Raw genomic sequence first — 17,059 nt, forward strand, 5'->3', positions numbered from 1 at the left:
GTGAACACATGCATAAAGATATTTCAATTTGGATGCCACTCTATATTGGCGACCTACAGGCAAAATTTGCACGAATGACGGCAGAACAAATTGGTGCGGCACTGCTGTTAATGATGGATTTCTGGAAAAATGGTGCCATTCCTCATGACCTAGCTACTGTATGTAGCATCACGAAATTACCTCAGCACACCAAGGCTAAAACTTTGTTGAATACGCTGATGGCTCTGGAATTGTTTGAAGTCGAGTCTGAGCAGATTCATTCAAGTTTTTTAACCAGTTTAAAAAGCCAGGCATTGCAAAATCAGCAAATGAAATCTGATAAAGCTAAAAATGCAGCTCAAGCACGCTGGAATAAATCCGCAAGTAATGCTCAAGCATCAACTAAGCAACGAAAAGTAAATGCTCAAGCAGCTCCTGAGAAGAGCCCGAGTATTACTCAAGTCATGCTTGAACCATGCCCTTCATCTTCATCTTCATCTTCATCTTCATCTTCATCTTCATCTTCATCTTCATCTTCATCTTCATCTTCATCTTCATCTTCAAATTTTGAAGAAAAAAATGAGAATTTTTTAGAAAATTCAAAATGGATTTAGGAGATTAGCCATGAATACCATGCTTAAAATGCTCCAGTTTCGCGCAGAAACAACGGAAACACTTTGCCCTACCCATCATATACCCCTGATGGAAATTGCAGGTCACAGGCTCTGTAAATTGTGTGCTAAAGAAACCGTCCATCACTCACATGCAACCTATGAGAATGAACTGCAACAGCGATTGCTACAACAGAAAATTAAAAATTCAGGGCTCAATAAACGTTACCTGGATCGTGGCTTCAAGAATTATGTAGTTGCATGCCCTGCACAAGACAATGCCATCAAACTATGTCAGGCTTTTGCACAGCAGATTATTTCTGACCATTATCCAAACCTGCTGCTCATTGGTACACCGGGTACAGGAAAGACTCATCTGAGTGCGTCAATCATTCGCAACATTCTGCATAACAGCACAAAATCTGCACGCTACTATACCAGTGCAGAAATTGCTCAAAAAATGATGGATACCTGGTCAGATGCTTCACGCTCTGAAAAGGAAGTCATCGACCATTTCTCCAGTTTTGATTTATTGGTGATTGATGAATATGGCCTGCATGACCGGCATGAAAAACGCCTGGAGATGGTGCATAAGGTTTTGTATAGTCGTTATGACAATATGAAATCTACCCTGCTGATTTCCAATTTCACAGTCCAAAATATGCAGCGGGATTTAGGTGTAAGATTATGGTCTCGGTTACATGAGAACCATTTGATTGTAGTGCCGTGTTATTGGGATGACCGACGAATAAGCGGATAGCCAAACTCTTTGCTCAAGCCAATTATCTTCCGAGATAATTGGCTTTCTTTCTAAAGATTCAGAACATCTAACCCAGCAGATAACTCTCGGTTTCCACAATCAATATCCTATTAAGTTTGAACTATACATATCATATATTTACAAGATATTTATATAATCCATTTTCAACAGGCTTATTTATTCTAAAATCAATTTTAACAACAGAAACAGGACCAGCATCTGTTTGCATTAAAGTCTCTTGTGCACTACCTTCGATATAACTTAGAAAACCGATAAAATAGAAATCAACACCTTCATCATCATCTTTTTTCACGAATAAAGGTAGCAATGTTCCTTGTTGCTGTGCATTTAAAATCACCTGAACATCAGGACTAGAAATTTTTCTTTTTGATTTAGACATCCACTGAAAATGTTGCGGATCAATGAACTTATCTTCATATTTTGTACTATCAGAAATATCATCTGCTTTATGATAGGTGACAAATATTGGGCAATTTGATTTATCTTTACTAGCTAAATATCCACCCACATTTTGTGGGTTTTGATTTTTTTCCCAATTTAAAATACGGAATACATCTTTACGTCCATATTTCGCATAATAAACAAAACCACGGTTGAATTTAACTATATCAAAATCTTTAAAATATTTACTGATTGCATATTGCACATTATCATTTAAGAATTTTTTAAAAGTAGAGTTTTTAAGAGCTTTCTTTAAATCATTAGAAGCAAAAAAATAAGAATTTCTTATCCCTAAAGAGCTCATTGCCCCATGATCTTTAAAATATTTAGTCGGGTTAAAAACCATATTTAAATTATTAAGTATGGATACCAAATCATCTTTAGAAACACTGATTTGATATCTTTCCTTTACTTCATGTTGGAATGTTTCGACCTCTATTACATCTTGATCATATTGAATAATTTTCTCTAAAAGCAATGATTCTAGTACACGCTTTGTATTGTTAATTTCTAGAGCATAGAATTGTAATAACGCCTCTTCGAACTCATTTAAAGTTGGTGTAATTTTTTCTATCGGATTTATAAAGGAATAATAAGATTTTGCATAATTAACAAAACTAAATGGATCTCGCAAATCGGTTTGTAGAAAATCCATCATCATCGGCATACGACCAAGCCGAGTCTTTAATAACTTGTAATCATTCACTAAATCTTTTTTCATTTGAAAATTAGAATTATTAATCGAAGCAAAGATTTTTTCTTTAGCAATTTCATCAAAATGAATCGTCGATGCACCTGGTAATAATGAACCACCACTCGTCACTAATTTGCGCAATTGATCCTTATTAAATGAGCTGTCACCAAATAAAGCCATTGGGATTAGAAAGTTCTTTTCATAATTGCCAATGAAATCGATAACGGTCAGGTATTCTTTAGTTGCAGTTTTTCGTAGTCCACGACCTAATTGTTGGACATAAATAATCGATGACTCTGTTGCTCGTAGAAAAATTACTTGATTAATTTTAGGAATATCAATTCCTTCATTAAAAATATCAACCGTAAAAATCATTTCAATACGATGATTATCTGCCGAGCTGATTGACTCGATCGCAGCTGTTCGCTGTTCCGTACTATTCTCACCACTTAAAGCTATACTTTGAATCCCTAAGAGATTCATTTTCCCTGCAAGCTCTTTCGCTTCTTTAACGCTAGAACAAAAAACTAAGGCTCTTAATTCGCCGTTATCTGTACCAAACTTATCTGAAGCTTCTTTGATCTTTCGAGCACGCTCATCACTAATTAAATGACCAAAATCAGTATTATCATCAATCAGCTCTCCATCTATTTCTAAATCTGAAATTCCAAAATAGTGAAAAGGGCAAATGAGATTACATTCCATGGCTTTTTTAAGCCTAATTTCATAGGCTATGTTGTAATCAAATGCTTTGAAAATATCAATACCATCGCTTCTTTCTGGAGTCGCGGTCATACCTAAAAGAAATTTAGGTTTGAAATATTCTAAAATTTTTAAATAGCTAGCAGAGCCTGAACGATGACTTTCATCTATTACGATATAGTCAAAAGCCTCTGGTGAAAATTGAGTTAAATGATGATCTCTAGATAAAGACTGTATAGTGGCAAAAACATTATTGTACCCAGCTATATCTCGATTAGATCCTGAAAAAATAGCAGATTTAAAATCGGTCCCGAATACATTTTTGAAAGTCTGTTGTGCATCAAGAAGAATATTTTCTCGATGCACAATAAAAAGCATACTTTTTGCTTTGAAATTGCGTATATCAAAAGCCGAAAGATAAGTCTTTCCTGTACCTGTTGCAGAGATGAGTAAAGCCTTAGAAACATTGCCCTCTCGTAATTTTTCCAAACTACTCAAGGCTTCTTGTTGCATTAAATTAGGTGTAATTGAACTAGAAAGCTTTATGTTCTGTTGTGGTAGTTTCTGAACAAAGTGTTTTTGGGCCTGATATATTTCACTATATTGTGCTAAATACTCGTCAGTCAATTCTTGTGCATCATTAAATAAAGTCTTTTTTTTAAGCAGCATATCTCGCATAATTTTACTTTGAGGCAGAGCTCGAATAAAAATATTGAGCTCTTCATTTTTACTCAATGCATTAGCAGTTAAATTACTACTACCTAACAACACACTTATATGATCTTCACGCTGGAATAGGTAGGTTTTCGCATGTAAATCAGATTTCGTATCGATACGGACCTCAATATTCTTAAACTTTTTTAGTCTTTTTAGTGCATCTGGTTGAGTAAAATTAAGATACTGAGAAACTAAAATTCGACCAGGAACATTCCTGCGTTGTAAATTCTCTAGCAAAGAATAAAGTGTATTAAAACCACTCATGCTCAAAAAAGCTGTAGTGAACCAAAACCTTGTGCAATGTTCTAATTCACCTTCAAAGGTATTGATCACTTTTTCTAATGGATAATTATTTTGTACCAACTTAGTTTGATAAATATCTTCTGAATAGGAAGATTGATCAATGAAGCTTGTAATTAACCCTTTACTCAATGCATCTAGAATCATTTTCTTTGCAACTTATCAACAATAGGTAAATCTGCTGCTGCCCAATCGAGAGTAGTTAGTTCATCAGTAGTCAACCATTGATAATCCACATGTTCTAATAACTGTAAATCTTTATTATTGGTACGGCATAAAAATGTATTCAAAGAAATACTAAAGTCAGGATAGTCATAGTCAACCGTAATAAGATGTGAATGTACTACAATCTCCATGTTTAATTCTTCTTGAATTTCACGAATAATTGCTTGCTCTGGCGTTTCATCTTGCTCAACTTTCCCACCAGGAAATTCATATTTCAAAGAAATATAATCATATTTAGATGGTGCTCTTTGTACACATAAAATTTTATCTTCATGTTTGATTACGGCAGCAACAACAGCAATTTTTTTCATAGACAATATTTTTTAGATAAATGAGAATCTTACTATAAGCATAAGACTTAGATAAGACAGGCCTGTAATAATTAAGCATTTTGAATAGCTATCAAAATAAGACCGTCTCTTATCAAGTTTGTGAGGTCGAGTCCAACCCCTCTTACTTTTCAAACATTTCATGTTTAAATGTAGTGGCTGTACAATCGCCCACTTATTTTTAAAAATCACATTTACATATAACAATTTACCCATGTAAATTATGATTTATTTTAGTTGCTCACCTTTCAGTGTCACACGATCAAAACTATACACATGTGCAAAAGGACTCTCAACGCACCGTCCCACTAAAGGCATCTTTTGATCTGGTTTCCCACTCTTTAAGAGGACATCAGAAGCACATATCGGGCATGTACCTTTAAACTTTGTCACCCGAGTAATTTGATTTCTCTCTTTATCCCGATACATTTCAAGATCAGCATGATCTTCAGCGAATGAAATAAAACTCATAGGGGCTTTAATTACACGATGCTCTGGTAAATTCCATAACGGAATTGCCCAGTACTTAAACATAATAAATGAAAAGAAAATCAGACAACTAATCCAAAATAAGTCCAACGATGTAAAAGATTGTTCATCACTAACTAATACCAATGAAAAAATAAAAACATAAATAGCCCAGCCAATCACACTACCAAAGAGTACGGTAATCATTACCAGTCCTCTCAAGCTCTTATTTTGTAACTCGCCATTTTTAAAAATGAATTTATAAAACCACGACAGTTGAATGTCGGCAGGATTATTTCGCTCATAATGAACAATATTATCTTCAGGACTCTGATTATCTTCATCAACTTTAGCTGTAATTTTTTTTATTTCCAACCAATATATTCGCTCATTCCCCTTCCCACCCTTAGTATCATTTGTATTTACAAATGGGATGTATCCAAGCTCATCAAACACTGCACTGTGCCGGTGAATAACACACTTTAAAAAATCATTTAATCGTGAGTCATTGATCCATTTTCCAAGTTCTTTAGAATCCATTCTTTCCGCTGACAATTTTCCATCAACAGCAACTTTCAATTGCTGCCTGGAGTAAGTAACTTTCTCTTCAAAACCACTCTCATAACTCTCAATTGTTTTTTCAAATAACACCTTTAAACAATCATACGCCCTGTTGATCGTAGGCTGGTTCACTAGTAAACCATAAAATAATTTTAGTACTTTTATTTCTATTTCAGTCACTTATACACCCCACTTACCCGTATTACCCCTGTTAATACGGTGTTTTAGCGATTAAATCACAGTCATAGTAGAAGAGTAAATTAACTTGCTAAAGGATTTGTACTCATGACTATGTATGTTGCTCTCAATGAAAATAATAATCTGGTCCAAATAGAAAATGTTGAACGTGGCTTAGCATGTAAATGTACTTGTTTTGAATGCGGTGAAACTGTCATTGCACGCAAAGGTGATATCAAAGAGCATCATTTTGCACATGCCAGCAATAAGGAAAGCTGCAACATTAATCCAGAATCTGTACTACACAAATACGCCAAAGAAGTCATTTTAGAATCTATGGGTTTAATGCTTCCTGCGGTCCCAAATACTGAAGACAATGAAGCTGCATGGTGGACATTTGACAAAATTATTCCTGAATTTCACTTAGGGTTAATTCGTCCTGATTTAGCCTGTTATTACAATGATGAACCAATATTTATTGAAATTGCTGTCACACATTTTATTGATGAGAATAAACTTAAGATCATTGAATCAATGAACGTTAATACCTTAGAGATTGATTTATCGAGCTTATTACAGGCTGAACTTGTAATACCAAGTGAACAAGCAAAGAAACTGATCCTTGAAAGTCTGGATCATAAAAGTTGGCTTTATCCTCAAGCCCCTAAAGTGATTAAAAATGGAGTTGAAGGGAAAATATCTAAAAATCCACTTGAAGTAACTGAACAACTCGCAACAAACACGACTCCTAATGTTTCATCTTGGGAAGATTATCAATTTACCATCAATGGAATATGGGTACGTGCTCGCAAATTTTCGAGTGGAATGCTATCCGTGAATTGTATTTACAACCCCGAAATCATTGCAATTCTAAAGCAATGGCGGAATGAAGGTGGTGGCCGTTTTGATCAAAAATATCGTTCATGGAACTATTGGCAACCGTTCTCTGCTACCGTCTTAGAAAGGTTAGAACAAATGCACACACCCAAAGATATAAAGCACTACTAAGGTGCTTTATATCTTTATTACATTCAAATACTTAAATATATCTATTGAAAATCAATTCTTTAATACACTTGGGCTAATATCTTTTTATCTTTTCCACCCAACCAGACTAAATACTCATTCTCTATTGCCTGCTTATACGCCCAGTCGGCAACCCGATGCGAACGTTGCAGATCGGTTAGAAAACCTAATTGAGAAATCTCTCGTGTAATGGCTTGATCATGCAGATGATTACGTTCTCTCCATTGATCTAGGAATTGCTCGGACGCCAAATAATTACTTTTTTGTGAGTTGCATTTTTCATCCGCCAGGACAAAGTTATGTCCGGTATCGGCAGGATATAGAGACCATGGAATAAAGTGATCCACGGCATATTTTGAATTTTTTAGGCTTTTGCCACAATAAAAACACTGGCATTGCTGTAAATCAATCAGAAAGTCCGCGACCAGCCCCAGTTGATTGCGACTTGGGGCAAACATGAATTCATCCAAGTCAGGCAAACCATCTAAGACAACAAGATTTTGTTTATTCAGTCGAACAAAGTCAATCCAGCGTTTCTGACACAACTCTTCAATGATTTCACTAAATTGTCTTAAGCAATACATCACCTTGGGCAACAGCTTGAGGGACTGCTTGGAATCTTCAAGATTATAGAGAAATTCTACGGTTTGACCATTTAAATTCTGCAAATATACTACCGGCATTTGCTTTACCGTTGTCGCAACAGTTCGCTTCAGCCTGTTCCAGTAAGGTACATCCTTTCTCAACGCGGCCAAGGTCTTGAATTGTTGCTGTGCATTCTGAATTTCACTGATGATCTTTGCCTGCTTACCAGTGCTTTGATGAATAGTAAAAGGCTCGTACTGGTTAAACTGAAACGGCAGTGACTGTTTCCAGTACAGGTCAATAAACTTTTCCGCAATATCCTGATATTCCAAATGCAAGGCAGCACCGGTATCTTGACCCTGTTCAATCGCCAGACGCGTGATACTTATCAGCAAAGCAAACTTATATGTCGAAGTAAAAGTCCCTGACTGCAATATCTGCTGAATATGCTTCAAGAATTTCAGCTGCTCGTTGGGTGTAGGTTTATTATTTTCTATAAAGCAATCATCCTGCCACATGTTGAAGCTTCACCTGTCTTTGTAATCCTGCTTCCGTAGCGATTTCCATCATTTTCGCACTTTGAATGGCTTTTTTACGCATAGCTGAAAGGATTTCTTTAAACTCGTGCTGATTACCTTTCAAATTGAGTGGCAGTATCGTTTGTTCAAAAACCTTTTCCTCAACATTCCAAGGTTCTTCACAAATTATCCAGGACACATACGCATTATCTTCAAGCCATGCATCCAGCCATTGTTCACCTGAATGCGTAAAAGTCATGCGATTACCTGACCCTACTCTTCTAAGCGGATACCCACTCATCTCAGCCAGAAGTATGCCCAATGTTCGTCTTAGCGTTGAACCTTCTGCGTTACCTGCAAAGTGTGTTTTAAGCCGTATTCTCAAGTTTGATTTACTATTTGGTTTGGTCTTCTTGTCAGGAGATATGCCAACATACAACAAAGTATATTCTTGATACGTTATACAGTTTTTTGTTGGGATTCCCGGTGGATTTTTTTTGAACCACCAGAAATAAATCCCGTGTTCTGCAGGAATCAAAGAGGGCTCTTTCATTAACTCGGCACGATTGTATAAACGCTGCGGGTAATAATCAAAAGCATGTAATTGCTTTTTCCATATTACGTTGATCCACTCTTCTGTACGGTCTGGACGTTTATCTACAGTAATCCATTGCTGTAACAGTAAAGCCTGATCTATTTGTTTGAGTAAGTCGTAAGCTTGCTGCTCATTCAAGTCAGTAAAGCTGCGCCCTTCTTTCTCACGGTCTGTATCGCCATATTTAAAAGACATGTAACACACACCATTTAGCTTTAATGCTTTAAATATGCGCGCCAGCACTTCAGTCAGGCGATCTCTTTCACAGTGCAAAAGAGAAGCACAGGCCCAAATCCCATCATACTTAGCTACTTCATTCAGCTCATAAAAACTTTGCTGACGTACCTCGATGCCTGTCAGCTCTCTCGCCTTTTCAACCAGCTCGGCAGAATAATCAATTGCCTCAACTTGATAGCCTTTTTTCTTAAATGCCAAAGTGTCCCGCCCCGAGCCACAGCCCAAATCCAGGATCAATGCCTGTTCGGGCAAATATCTTAGAAATGGTGCGTAAAGACTTTCCATCTCAACCTGATAGGTATTTTCAAAAAATGCTTGAGCATGCTGATTGTAATAATTTGATGTTTGATTCATTGTCTAAAAGCCAATATCTTATGTTAAAGAACATACTGATATTTCACTAGATAAGTCAAATGATCAGTCCTATGAATGAATCAAACTCTTATTTCACTGTATCCGGACAACTGAGATAGAAACCAAACTGGTTCTTGTAAATGGAAAAAATATGGGCTTCAAATTTCGCAAGAGTATTAAAATATTACCTGGATTAAAAATCAATCTGACGCATAAAGGCATTAGTAGCGCGAGCATTGGCAAACCTGGTGCTTCTTTAAATATTGGCAAAAAAGGCACCCGAACCAGCGTTGGTATTCCTGGCACAGGCCTATCCTATTCAAAACACCAGCCCTATAAGAACAGAGCTGGCAACCAAGAGAATCCTGTTCAGGAACAACAACCGTTCTATACATCACATACTGAGCAACCCAAATCGAATGTCTGGATTTGGGGGATTTTTGGATTATTTTGTTTTATTGTCGGGGCAATTATTTTTTGAATTTAGCCATTCTTTGTACCCCATAATATCCACTGCTAGGCAAAATTTAATTCATTCATTACTATGGACGGATGTTAAATACAATAAAGGCTGCCGCTGATGTCTGATAATGACAGTACTCTGGATTATGATGAAAATGATTTAATCGACTCTCCCTTATCTCAAGTTTTACAAGAGGATAATGAGCAAATTGAAATTCTAATTTATCGATTACCTGATAGTGACTGGACACTGGAAGTGGTAAACCAAAATGGTACTTCTACGGTATGGGATGAAACATTCCCGTCAGATCAGGAAGCTCTATCTGTCGCTTTAGATGGAATTAAAGCCGCAGGCGGTATTCAAGCCTTTTCCGAACTCAGTGACCTCGAAGCAAAGAACAATATTTTTCCTGAATCCCTTACTCGCCATTAAAAATGAAGCTGCTGGCTTGGATCTGAATCAGTATTTTCTGGATTCTTAGAACCTGTCGCGATGATAGGTTCACTTCAACCCAAACCCATCTAAGGTTGAGGGGTCAAAATTTTCATCAAACATAAACTCATCTGCTCGCTTTTTTTTAATGTCAAGGCCGAATCTGCGACGCAGAAAAACTCAACTGATTAACCTTAACTCCTGTGAGCTCTCGCACCTTAACTACCAGCTCAGCCGAATCATCTATTACATCAACTTGATACCCTCTATTTTTGAAATACAAAGTGTCACCACCCGACCCACAGCCCAAGTACAAAATCTTTAATTGTGTAGGTAAATACTTAAAAAGGTTCGTACAAACTCTGCATGTCAACTCGGTATGTATTATCAAAAAAAATTTGAGCATTATTATTGTAATAATCAGCTGTACTCATCCCTAACCTATTCATTCTAATCAGCTATGTGAACATCATAATAGAAACATGATATTTTTTGCCAACTCACAAATATAGCTAACTAATAGTGAGTATCCACTCGAGGAGGAAAATTTGAAACTTTCAATAATAAATAAACTTTAAAAACAAGAAAAAAATGATGCCTCCTGCCATATTCAAAAACTCTAAATATACGTGAATATTACTGTATTATTTTTATTCAATAGCACACATGGATTTGACATCTGAACTACTTTTAAAGTTTCCAGCAACACGGATAAGTACTCTAAAAAATTTCAAAAAAAGCAGAATCATCATTCATCCACGTGCTTATGGTTTCAACCTGTGCTACTTAAATATGTTTAAAAGTCTCGCTGCAGATTTAGATATTTCTAATCGTATAAAAGAGCTCCATGTGTGGAAAACCTCAGAATTTGATGGCTACACCATTCTCAATAATATTCAATTATATATTAGCTATTTAAAGCAGGATATTAAGGAGGTTTCGTTAGTTATTCATCAACAACCAAATTTTTCAGATGAGGAATTAGCATTTCTCATAGAGTTATGCAGTCGTGAATTTATTCAATTCATCAAAACTTCAAAATTTGATATTCGGTCGTTAAATCCACGAAAAACATTGCATTTAATTAACACACATCTTTCACGTCAAACACTATTAACCATTAACAAAGAATCATCTTTAAAGCCACATCATCAAATGAGTCTGGAATTGCTAGCACAACTACTTTCATGTTCACGAAATCAACTGAATCAGCGGATTAAAAATATTAATCAACAGCGCACACATATTATTAATGAATTATCACTCAACAGCAGATGTGTAAAAGAACTCGTTGATCACTCTGATAGTTGCCTAAGTACAGAAAAAATTTGGAGATCATAGTGTCGAACGATCTAAACGAGCATATTGATTTGCCAGTTATTTCATTGCAAAAAATGCTTGAAAAACTGTTTGGCGATGAGCAATTTGAGCGTGCCAAACATATTAATTTTGTGGCTAAACTATTGTTTTCTCAACAGACTGACAATTTTTTGGTTGGTCTCAATCTCGATTACTTTGATATCGATGTAGAGTTTGATTCGCAGCTGCCGACACCACCGGTAATCGCTTTCACTAAAAAAGTTAAGATTAGTGATTTACTCATTACGTCATATATCAATTCAATTGCGCAATTACCTGAATCGCAGACGCATGCAAAAAATTGGAATATTCTAGTTTTGAAAGCGGCCATTTATTTAATTGCTCTTCCTGAGCTCAAGCCAGATCTTTTTAAACAAGCACACACAGAACACTTCAATACCGTAAAGCGCTTATTTCAGCGTTTTAGAACTGCAAATAAAAACTTAGATACTGAAAAAAAATATCAAAATACAGAAGAGTATCAACGTCTCTGGAGTACCTATCTTCAAGATCCAACACAGAGCTTAGAACAATTTATTCAACATCTGATCACATTAGATACGGATGAATTGCCTGAGTTTGATCGCAATCTACTCAATGATATTCGCATTACTTTTAACTACGTTTTAAAAAACAAAGCGAAGATTGCACGTGCAAGTATCGATACACAGCTTCAACATCAGTTTCTTGATGAAGAACAATTCATTGAAGAAAGTATCGAAATCAAAAAAGGGGGGAAATCTAAAGCACTAAATATAGAAACCTTAATTGATGAGCCTGTTGATCGACAGATAATTGTTGATCCAATTAACATTACACCACTCGCAGCACATTCAGAAACGAGTCAAAGCTATGTTCTACCGCTTGTTGCAAAACATATTCAACGCAAAGAACATTTACTCACGTCGAGTAGTTTTTTTCCGAATCCATCTAGCGTGAACCATCTACTGAAAAGACTTCATGTGGACTACTCTGAACATCAAAATAAAAGTGCTTTGATCCTAATGCTCGCATTTTTGACCGGTAATAGTGTGAATGAGTGGCTATATATACAAAGCAAGCGAGCTAAAAACTTAAATAACCGCCAAAAAATGATCAATAAAAATGATCAATTCTTCTTAAGCAGTAAATTTAATGTATTTGAGAACCGTGATTTTGAGTATTCAGACAGCTTGCTCAATCAGACGATCTATTTAGACATTCCAATCCCTAATCTATTCATTGAGGATCTCCGCAAAATGGATTCGGTTAGTTTCGATGATATACAACAATATTTACGCAAATTAAGACAAGAATTATTGATTCCAAAACTGTCTGTCGTAAAGGTGAGTTCTCTACTGCATCATACGGTTCTTGCAAAAACAGGGAATAAACAACTCGCAGATTTAATCACAGGGATTGATGCCAATCAGTCATCATCTGTTTCTTATTGTCATCAGAATATCCTACGATTACATGCACAATATATTGATATTCTAAAATCACTTTGTGCAGATGTAGCAAGCACATATGAAAGCTGTGTACGTTCGCTCCCTGATTCAATAACTCATTTTGGTAGTCGTAAAGCTCCAAAACCACAGGTCATTACAGAGATTTTTGCTGTATTGAAATTTAATATTTTTTCACAAGCCGAAGATGATCTAATTTCAATCTTTAATCATTATAATATCTGGCTATGGCATATCCTCCTTCTTTTTACAGCAGCACGCCCCGTTGCTGAATTCCCTGGATTTCTTAAAAACTTTAATTTAAAACGCCAAATTTTGATGGTTTCTGACAAAGAAGTAGGCGGCCGTAATGGATTCGGACGCCTCATTCCGCTTTGTTCATTTTTAGTTGAAGAGATAAAAAAATTCCTTAAATTTTTAGAATATTTTTCGACTCAAATCATGATGAGTCATCCTGCTTTAAGTGATGTCATACAACAAATCAAAACGAGTAAGCTCCCCCTCTTAGGGATCATCCAAGATGATGAGTGGATACCGCTAAGCCCATCTTTAGTAAAAAACTTTCATCCCGAATTAGGTCTTGATCATGCTAACTGGCATCGCCACACAGCTCGTGCTTTTTTAACTCATAAAATTACCGAACCTGAGATTTTAGCTCTCTTTGGACATGAGCTCATGCAACAAGAAGTAGCACATCCTTTTTCCAGTTTATCCCTATCTCAATTTTCTAAAATTGCGAATGTTTTAGAGCAAATGAAAGATCAATTTAAAATTAGCGGGATTGAAGTAAATGTCATCATTCAATAAAAAAATCCAAAAAAAACGCTATGCTGAAGATAGACGTCAACTTCAACGTAATGAATTAGAAAAGACTCTACGAGCTGATGCAGAACAAGAGCTCCGACAATACTTTGATGAACAAAAATTCTCAACTGAGGACTTAATTCAAGCTTATCCTGCGATTTATGAGTTTATTAAACGTAAAGCACCAAATTTGGCTTGGAAAAAATATGCACATGAATTCTTCCGAACATATATCAAAGACCTCAATAAGAGCAATAACCTAGACTTCCCATTACCATATCTCACCTTTGAGATGAAACGTGATGAACCAATTTTCACTTTGGATTGGATCCAGGCCGGTCATGAAATTGACATCATTATAGAAAAACTTTGGGATTATTGGATTCTTGCTCAAGATAGTTCCGCTTTTTCTAATAATGAAATTATTGGGAATATTCTGCTTTGCTCAATGTTATACGGTGGATTAAATCAAACATCTTCATTAAATGCTTTGCTCGAACATTTAAAAAACCCTGCAAAAATCCAAAAAATTTGCGATTTTAATATCATCTTTTTAGAGCCACTTTCTCCAAGCTATGGCGATCTATTTGTTGATGAGAAAACAATTCGAAAATCACGTAATTTTGTTCCAGATCAACTCACACGCCTTTGGCTTATTCATTTCAATACAAGACAAATTCGTGACATCAGTCACGATGTGAATGCGTATCTGCACCTCATTTTTCAAAAACTTAAACATCCATACAGCAACAAGACTTTCAAATTTCTACGTGACTACGCCAATTTCAACTGGCTACAACTGCAGAATGCAGATGTTGATCCTGCCCTCTCACAATGTTTGTTAGAAAACACACTCACGTGTGGTTTATCAGAACATGAGTTTGAAAACTTTGCATTCCCAAAATTTAAAACTCAATTAAGTGATGAAATCGAACGAAATGTCTCTTCTGCAACCAAGCCCTTACCTGATCTAAATACCTCTGAAGCGGTAGAGAATGTGATATTTATTCATAAAAACTTGCTGAAAATGATTCGCACATCATCAACGGAACAACCTATTGCTGAACTCATTATTGATTTTTGCCTGCGTCACCAAGAGCAGTTTAATGAGTTTTCTAAACGTATTATTTTGTGGCTCATCAGTCTCTATCGACCAAGTTCAGAGCAAATAAAAAAATTATCAGCCACCTTTGATTTTGATACAACTCAGTACACGAAGGCATTTCAAGACAATCAAAAACTCGCAGATAGTTCAATCTATACATATTACACCCGGATCGCAGAACCGTTTTTAACTCATGCCTTACAATACTTCGATGCCGACGATGACATTAATGATCTGCTGAACAAAATCTATCAACAAATCATCAGCAATACACGACTTGCTGATGAAGCAGATCAACCTGAGTTTAAAAAATCTAAAGACCAAACAATCCGCATGTTGAAACGCTTTCACACCTTTCAACAAATTGTTTTTCAAGCAGAAGATTTCGAACTTGAATTTATTGCATCGCAAAGTCGACCTCGTGCACGCATCATTGGTCACACAGCATTCCAAGTAATATTAAAGAAGCTAAATCAGCTCTTACATGACCAATCCATCTCAGACCATCACTATAAATTATTAAAAATCATTTATATTTTGGCTTACCGTACTGGTATGCGTATTAACGAAATACTCGGGTTACGTGTAAAAGATATCGAGGGTTTAAATCAATTTTCTATCTGGGTTCAACCTTATGGTTCAAAAAAACAAGGGAATCAACATCTGCTCAAAACGGATAGTGCGGAACGGATTGTGCCTGCATACGCTTTGCTAAAAGATGATGAGTACCAATTCTTTAGCGATTTTGTTGTTGAAAAACGTTTAGAGAATAAGAAAAGTTTATATTTATTCAGCAACTTGAATGAAAATAAAAAACTGAATAAACACACTGTCACCGTACCCCTAAAACTGATATTAAATCAGGTCTTTAAAGGGCATCATTACTCCTTTCACTCTTTTCGTCACACTGCAGCGAATCATTTATCGCTTTTACTGAACTGTGAATATGCACCACTTGTGCAAAAGCTAACTGACTATAGCGAAAACGAATATCAAAAAATTCGAGCTGAGCTACTTCAAAATCAACATGGACAAAACCATTGGTTTGTTATTGCACATCTTTTAGGGCATATAGAACCCGTTGAAACTTTCAAAAGTTATATTCACTTAAGTTATCTCATAGCTGGTCAAAAACTACTGAAACATCATCCAGATATGCCAAATGAACTGGCTAAAAAAATCATGGGCTACAATGCAACGTTTAAAAATTTGAAAATAACAACGGATGAAAAAGACTTTAATTTTGAAAAAAATCAGGCAGTTCTAGCAACTATATTATTGAACGATCAAACAAACTGGCTCCAAAGTAATGCTACTGACATTCTTAACGAACTGTCAGTACAAACAAATCAACCCCATGACTTTTTTGCTTTCTTCGCCGGCACAGAGGATTCTAAAATTTCACTTCAACGCTTTTATGAAACACTCAACTTATTAGAGACTACTCACGATCCTAAAAGTGCAGCTCAACGTATATGCTTACCAGAAGAGCTCGTAAATTATTGGTATGAAAATGCCCTAAATTTAGCAGACATTAAATCAAAAAAAGGGAATCCTCGTTTATTTAGTATTGATAGCTCAACCCTTTTAAAGCCAGCGATGCTTGATACCGCTGAAGAGCTTCACGCTGTGACTTATTTTTTTGAACATCTACAGAAAATAACTCGCAAAAATCCAATACAAATTGAATTCATTTTGAATGTATTTTTGAGTCGAGTGACCGCATCACACACAGGTATCCATTATCGCTGGAAGGATATCAATCAACTCGAACATTTTTATTCCCAGGTTAAGGCTTTATTTCCTGCCAAATTTTGGCACTTATTTGGACAAGATTTGCAAACAAAGTTAGATGCTAAACAACAGCCTCAACTTTTCAAATTAGCAAAAGCATCAACAGATAAACATCCATCAACTCAAGAGGAATTTCCTCGTCTACAACTCTACTCAGTAAAAGATGGTCATGCTCTTGCTGCATTTAAATTTTGCTTACATCTAGCATGTATTGGTCGCCCACTATCTATTCAGCTTAATGGGTTGGATTACATGTCACCTGATACCGTACATAAACCTATGGCTGTATTACACCAACAGGAACTTCTTAAAACTGATTAAATCACTGATCTATTTATGATTTCCATTGTGTGT

14 protein-coding genes and 1 pseudogene are annotated in these 17,059 nt (G+C 35.9%); 8 read left to right on the forward strand and 7 right to left on the reverse strand.

What is annotated here, in order from left to right; all coding sequences use genetic code 11:
* Window positions 1-8 precede the first annotated feature (8 nt).
* Both E0409_RS10095 and E0409_RS10100 read left to right on the forward strand, forming a co-directional pair.
* Window positions 9-593, forward strand: coding sequence for a DUF1376 domain-containing protein (locus tag E0409_RS10095; protein ID WP_131290388.1), 585 nt, complete (start codon window positions 9-11; stop codon window positions 591-593).
* Between the two features lie 10 nt (window positions 594-603).
* Window positions 604-1,350, forward strand: a complete 747-nt coding sequence (locus E0409_RS10100) for an ATP-binding protein (protein WP_131290391.1) — start codon at window positions 604-606, stop codon at window positions 1,348-1,350.
* Between the two features lie 130 nt (window positions 1,351-1,480).
* Here E0409_RS10100 and E0409_RS10105 read toward each other — a convergent pair whose 3' ends face one another.
* From E0409_RS10105 to E0409_RS10115, 3 genes are all read right to left on the reverse strand, one after another.
* On the reverse strand, window positions 1,481-4,372 hold the full coding sequence (locus E0409_RS10105) for a DUF3427 domain-containing protein (protein WP_131290394.1): 2,892 nt from the start codon (window positions 4,370-4,372) through the stop codon (window positions 1,481-1,483).
* Window positions 4,369-4,761 carry a (deoxy)nucleoside triphosphate pyrophosphohydrolase gene (locus E0409_RS10110; protein WP_045126840.1) on the reverse strand — a complete coding sequence of 131 codons (393 nt, stop codon included), beginning with the start codon at window positions 4,759-4,761 and terminating at the stop codon, window positions 4,369-4,371. Before E0409_RS10110 ends, E0409_RS10105 begins: the two co-directional genes overlap by 4 nt.
* A gap of 246 nt (window positions 4,762-5,007) precedes the next feature.
* Window positions 5,008-5,988 (reverse strand): hypothetical protein, encoded by a 981-nt coding sequence (locus tag E0409_RS10115; protein ID WP_045126839.1) that lies wholly within the window; start codon window positions 5,986-5,988, stop codon window positions 5,008-5,010.
* A 105-nt stretch (window positions 5,989-6,093) separates the two neighbouring features.
* Between E0409_RS10115 and E0409_RS10120 the strand changes: the two genes are divergently transcribed.
* On the forward strand, window positions 6,094-6,993 hold the full coding sequence (locus tag E0409_RS10120; RefSeq protein ID WP_045126838.1) for a competence protein CoiA family protein: 900 nt from the start codon (window positions 6,094-6,096) through the stop codon (window positions 6,991-6,993).
* A gap of 59 nt (window positions 6,994-7,052) precedes the next feature.
* On the opposite strand, the gene E0409_RS10125 is transcribed toward E0409_RS10120, so the two are convergent.
* The 3 genes and pseudogenes from E0409_RS10125 to E0409_RS16990 all read right to left on the reverse strand — a co-directional run.
* On the reverse strand, window positions 7,053-8,114 hold the full coding sequence (locus E0409_RS10125; protein ID WP_131290396.1) for an HNH endonuclease: 1,062 nt from the start codon (window positions 8,112-8,114) through the stop codon (window positions 7,053-7,055).
* Window positions 8,101-8,667, reverse strand: a complete 567-nt coding sequence (locus E0409_RS16985; protein ID WP_353682193.1) for a GIY-YIG nuclease family protein — start codon at window positions 8,665-8,667, stop codon at window positions 8,101-8,103. Before E0409_RS16985 ends, E0409_RS10125 begins: the two co-directional genes overlap by 14 nt.
* Window positions 8,668-8,721: 54 nt before the next feature.
* Window positions 8,722-9,300, reverse strand: a pseudogene (locus E0409_RS16990) (class I SAM-dependent methyltransferase); the annotation flags it as partial.
* A gap of 151 nt (window positions 9,301-9,451) precedes the next feature.
* Here E0409_RS16990 and E0409_RS10135 point away from each other — a divergent pair.
* Window positions 9,452-9,781, forward strand: a complete 330-nt coding sequence (locus tag E0409_RS10135; RefSeq protein WP_131290403.1) for a DUF4236 domain-containing protein — start codon at window positions 9,452-9,454, stop codon at window positions 9,779-9,781.
* A gap of 99 nt (window positions 9,782-9,880) precedes the next feature.
* On the forward strand, window positions 9,881-10,195 hold the full coding sequence (locus tag E0409_RS10140) for a hypothetical protein (RefSeq protein WP_004835523.1): 315 nt from the start codon (window positions 9,881-9,883) through the stop codon (window positions 10,193-10,195).
* 151 nt (window positions 10,196-10,346) lie between these two features.
* Here E0409_RS10140 and E0409_RS10145 read toward each other — a convergent pair whose 3' ends face one another.
* Window positions 10,347-10,601: an SAM-dependent methyltransferase gene (locus E0409_RS10145; RefSeq protein ID WP_025469532.1), complete on the reverse strand. Its 255-nt coding sequence runs from the start codon at window positions 10,599-10,601 to the stop codon at window positions 10,347-10,349.
* A gap of 260 nt (window positions 10,602-10,861) precedes the next feature.
* Here E0409_RS10145 and E0409_RS10150 point away from each other — a divergent pair, with 260 nt between their 5' ends.
* The 3 genes from E0409_RS10150 to E0409_RS10160 are packed head-to-tail and all read left to right on the forward strand — an operon-like array spanning window position 10,862 to window position 17,026.
* Window positions 10,862-11,536 carry a hypothetical protein gene (locus tag E0409_RS10150; RefSeq protein WP_087013839.1) on the forward strand — a complete coding sequence of 225 codons (675 nt, stop codon included), beginning with the start codon at window positions 10,862-10,864 and terminating at the stop codon, window positions 11,534-11,536.
* Window positions 11,536-13,809: a hypothetical protein gene (locus tag E0409_RS10155; RefSeq protein WP_131290406.1), complete on the forward strand. Its 2,274-nt coding sequence runs from the start codon at window positions 11,536-11,538 to the stop codon at window positions 13,807-13,809. The genes E0409_RS10150 and E0409_RS10155 overlap by 1 nt, the downstream gene beginning before the upstream one ends.
* Window positions 13,793-17,026, forward strand: coding sequence for a site-specific integrase (locus E0409_RS10160; RefSeq protein WP_131290409.1), 3,234 nt, complete (start codon window positions 13,793-13,795; stop codon window positions 17,024-17,026). Before E0409_RS10155 ends, E0409_RS10160 begins: the two co-directional genes overlap by 17 nt.
* Window positions 17,027-17,059: the final 33 nt, after the last annotated feature.

This window comes from Acinetobacter sp. ANC 4862 (assembly GCF_004336635.1).
Classification (GTDB): domain Bacteria; phylum Pseudomonadota; class Gammaproteobacteria; order Pseudomonadales; family Moraxellaceae; genus Acinetobacter.

Bases quoted from the DNA above. Each gene is read 5' to 3' on its own strand.
- E0409_RS10095 (WP_131290388.1), top strand. From the start codon at position 9: ATGCATAAAGATATTTCAATTTGGATGCCACTCTATATTGGCGACCTA.
- E0409_RS10100 (WP_131290391.1), top strand. From the start codon at position 604: ATGAATACCATGCTTAAAATGCTCCAGTTTCGCGCAGAAACAACGGAA.
- E0409_RS10105 (WP_131290394.1), bottom strand. From the start codon at position 4,372: ATGATTCTAGATGCATTGAGTAAAGGGTTAATTACAAGCTTCATTGAT.
- E0409_RS10110 (WP_045126840.1), bottom strand. From the start codon at position 4,761: ATGAAAAAAATTGCTGTTGTTGCTGCCGTAATCAAACATGAAGATAAA.
- E0409_RS10120 (WP_045126838.1), top strand. From the start codon at position 6,094: ATGACTATGTATGTTGCTCTCAATGAAAATAATAATCTGGTCCAAATA.
- E0409_RS10125 (WP_131290396.1), bottom strand. From the start codon at position 8,114: ATGTGGCAGGATGATTGCTTTATAGAAAATAATAAACCTACACCCAAC.
- E0409_RS16985 (WP_353682193.1), bottom strand. From the start codon at position 8,667: ATGAAAGAGCCCTCTTTGATTCCTGCAGAACACGGGATTTATTTCTGG.
- E0409_RS10135 (WP_131290403.1), top strand. From the start codon at position 9,452: ATGGGCTTCAAATTTCGCAAGAGTATTAAAATATTACCTGGATTAAAA.
- E0409_RS10140 (WP_004835523.1), top strand. From the start codon at position 9,881: ATGTCTGATAATGACAGTACTCTGGATTATGATGAAAATGATTTAATC.
- E0409_RS10145 (WP_025469532.1), bottom strand. From the start codon at position 10,601: ATGCTCAAATTTTTTTTGATAATACATACCGAGTTGACATGCAGAGTT.
- E0409_RS10150 (WP_087013839.1), top strand. From the start codon at position 10,862: ATGGATTTGACATCTGAACTACTTTTAAAGTTTCCAGCAACACGGATA.
- E0409_RS10160 (WP_131290409.1), top strand. From the start codon at position 13,793: ATGTCATCATTCAATAAAAAAATCCAAAAAAAACGCTATGCTGAAGAT.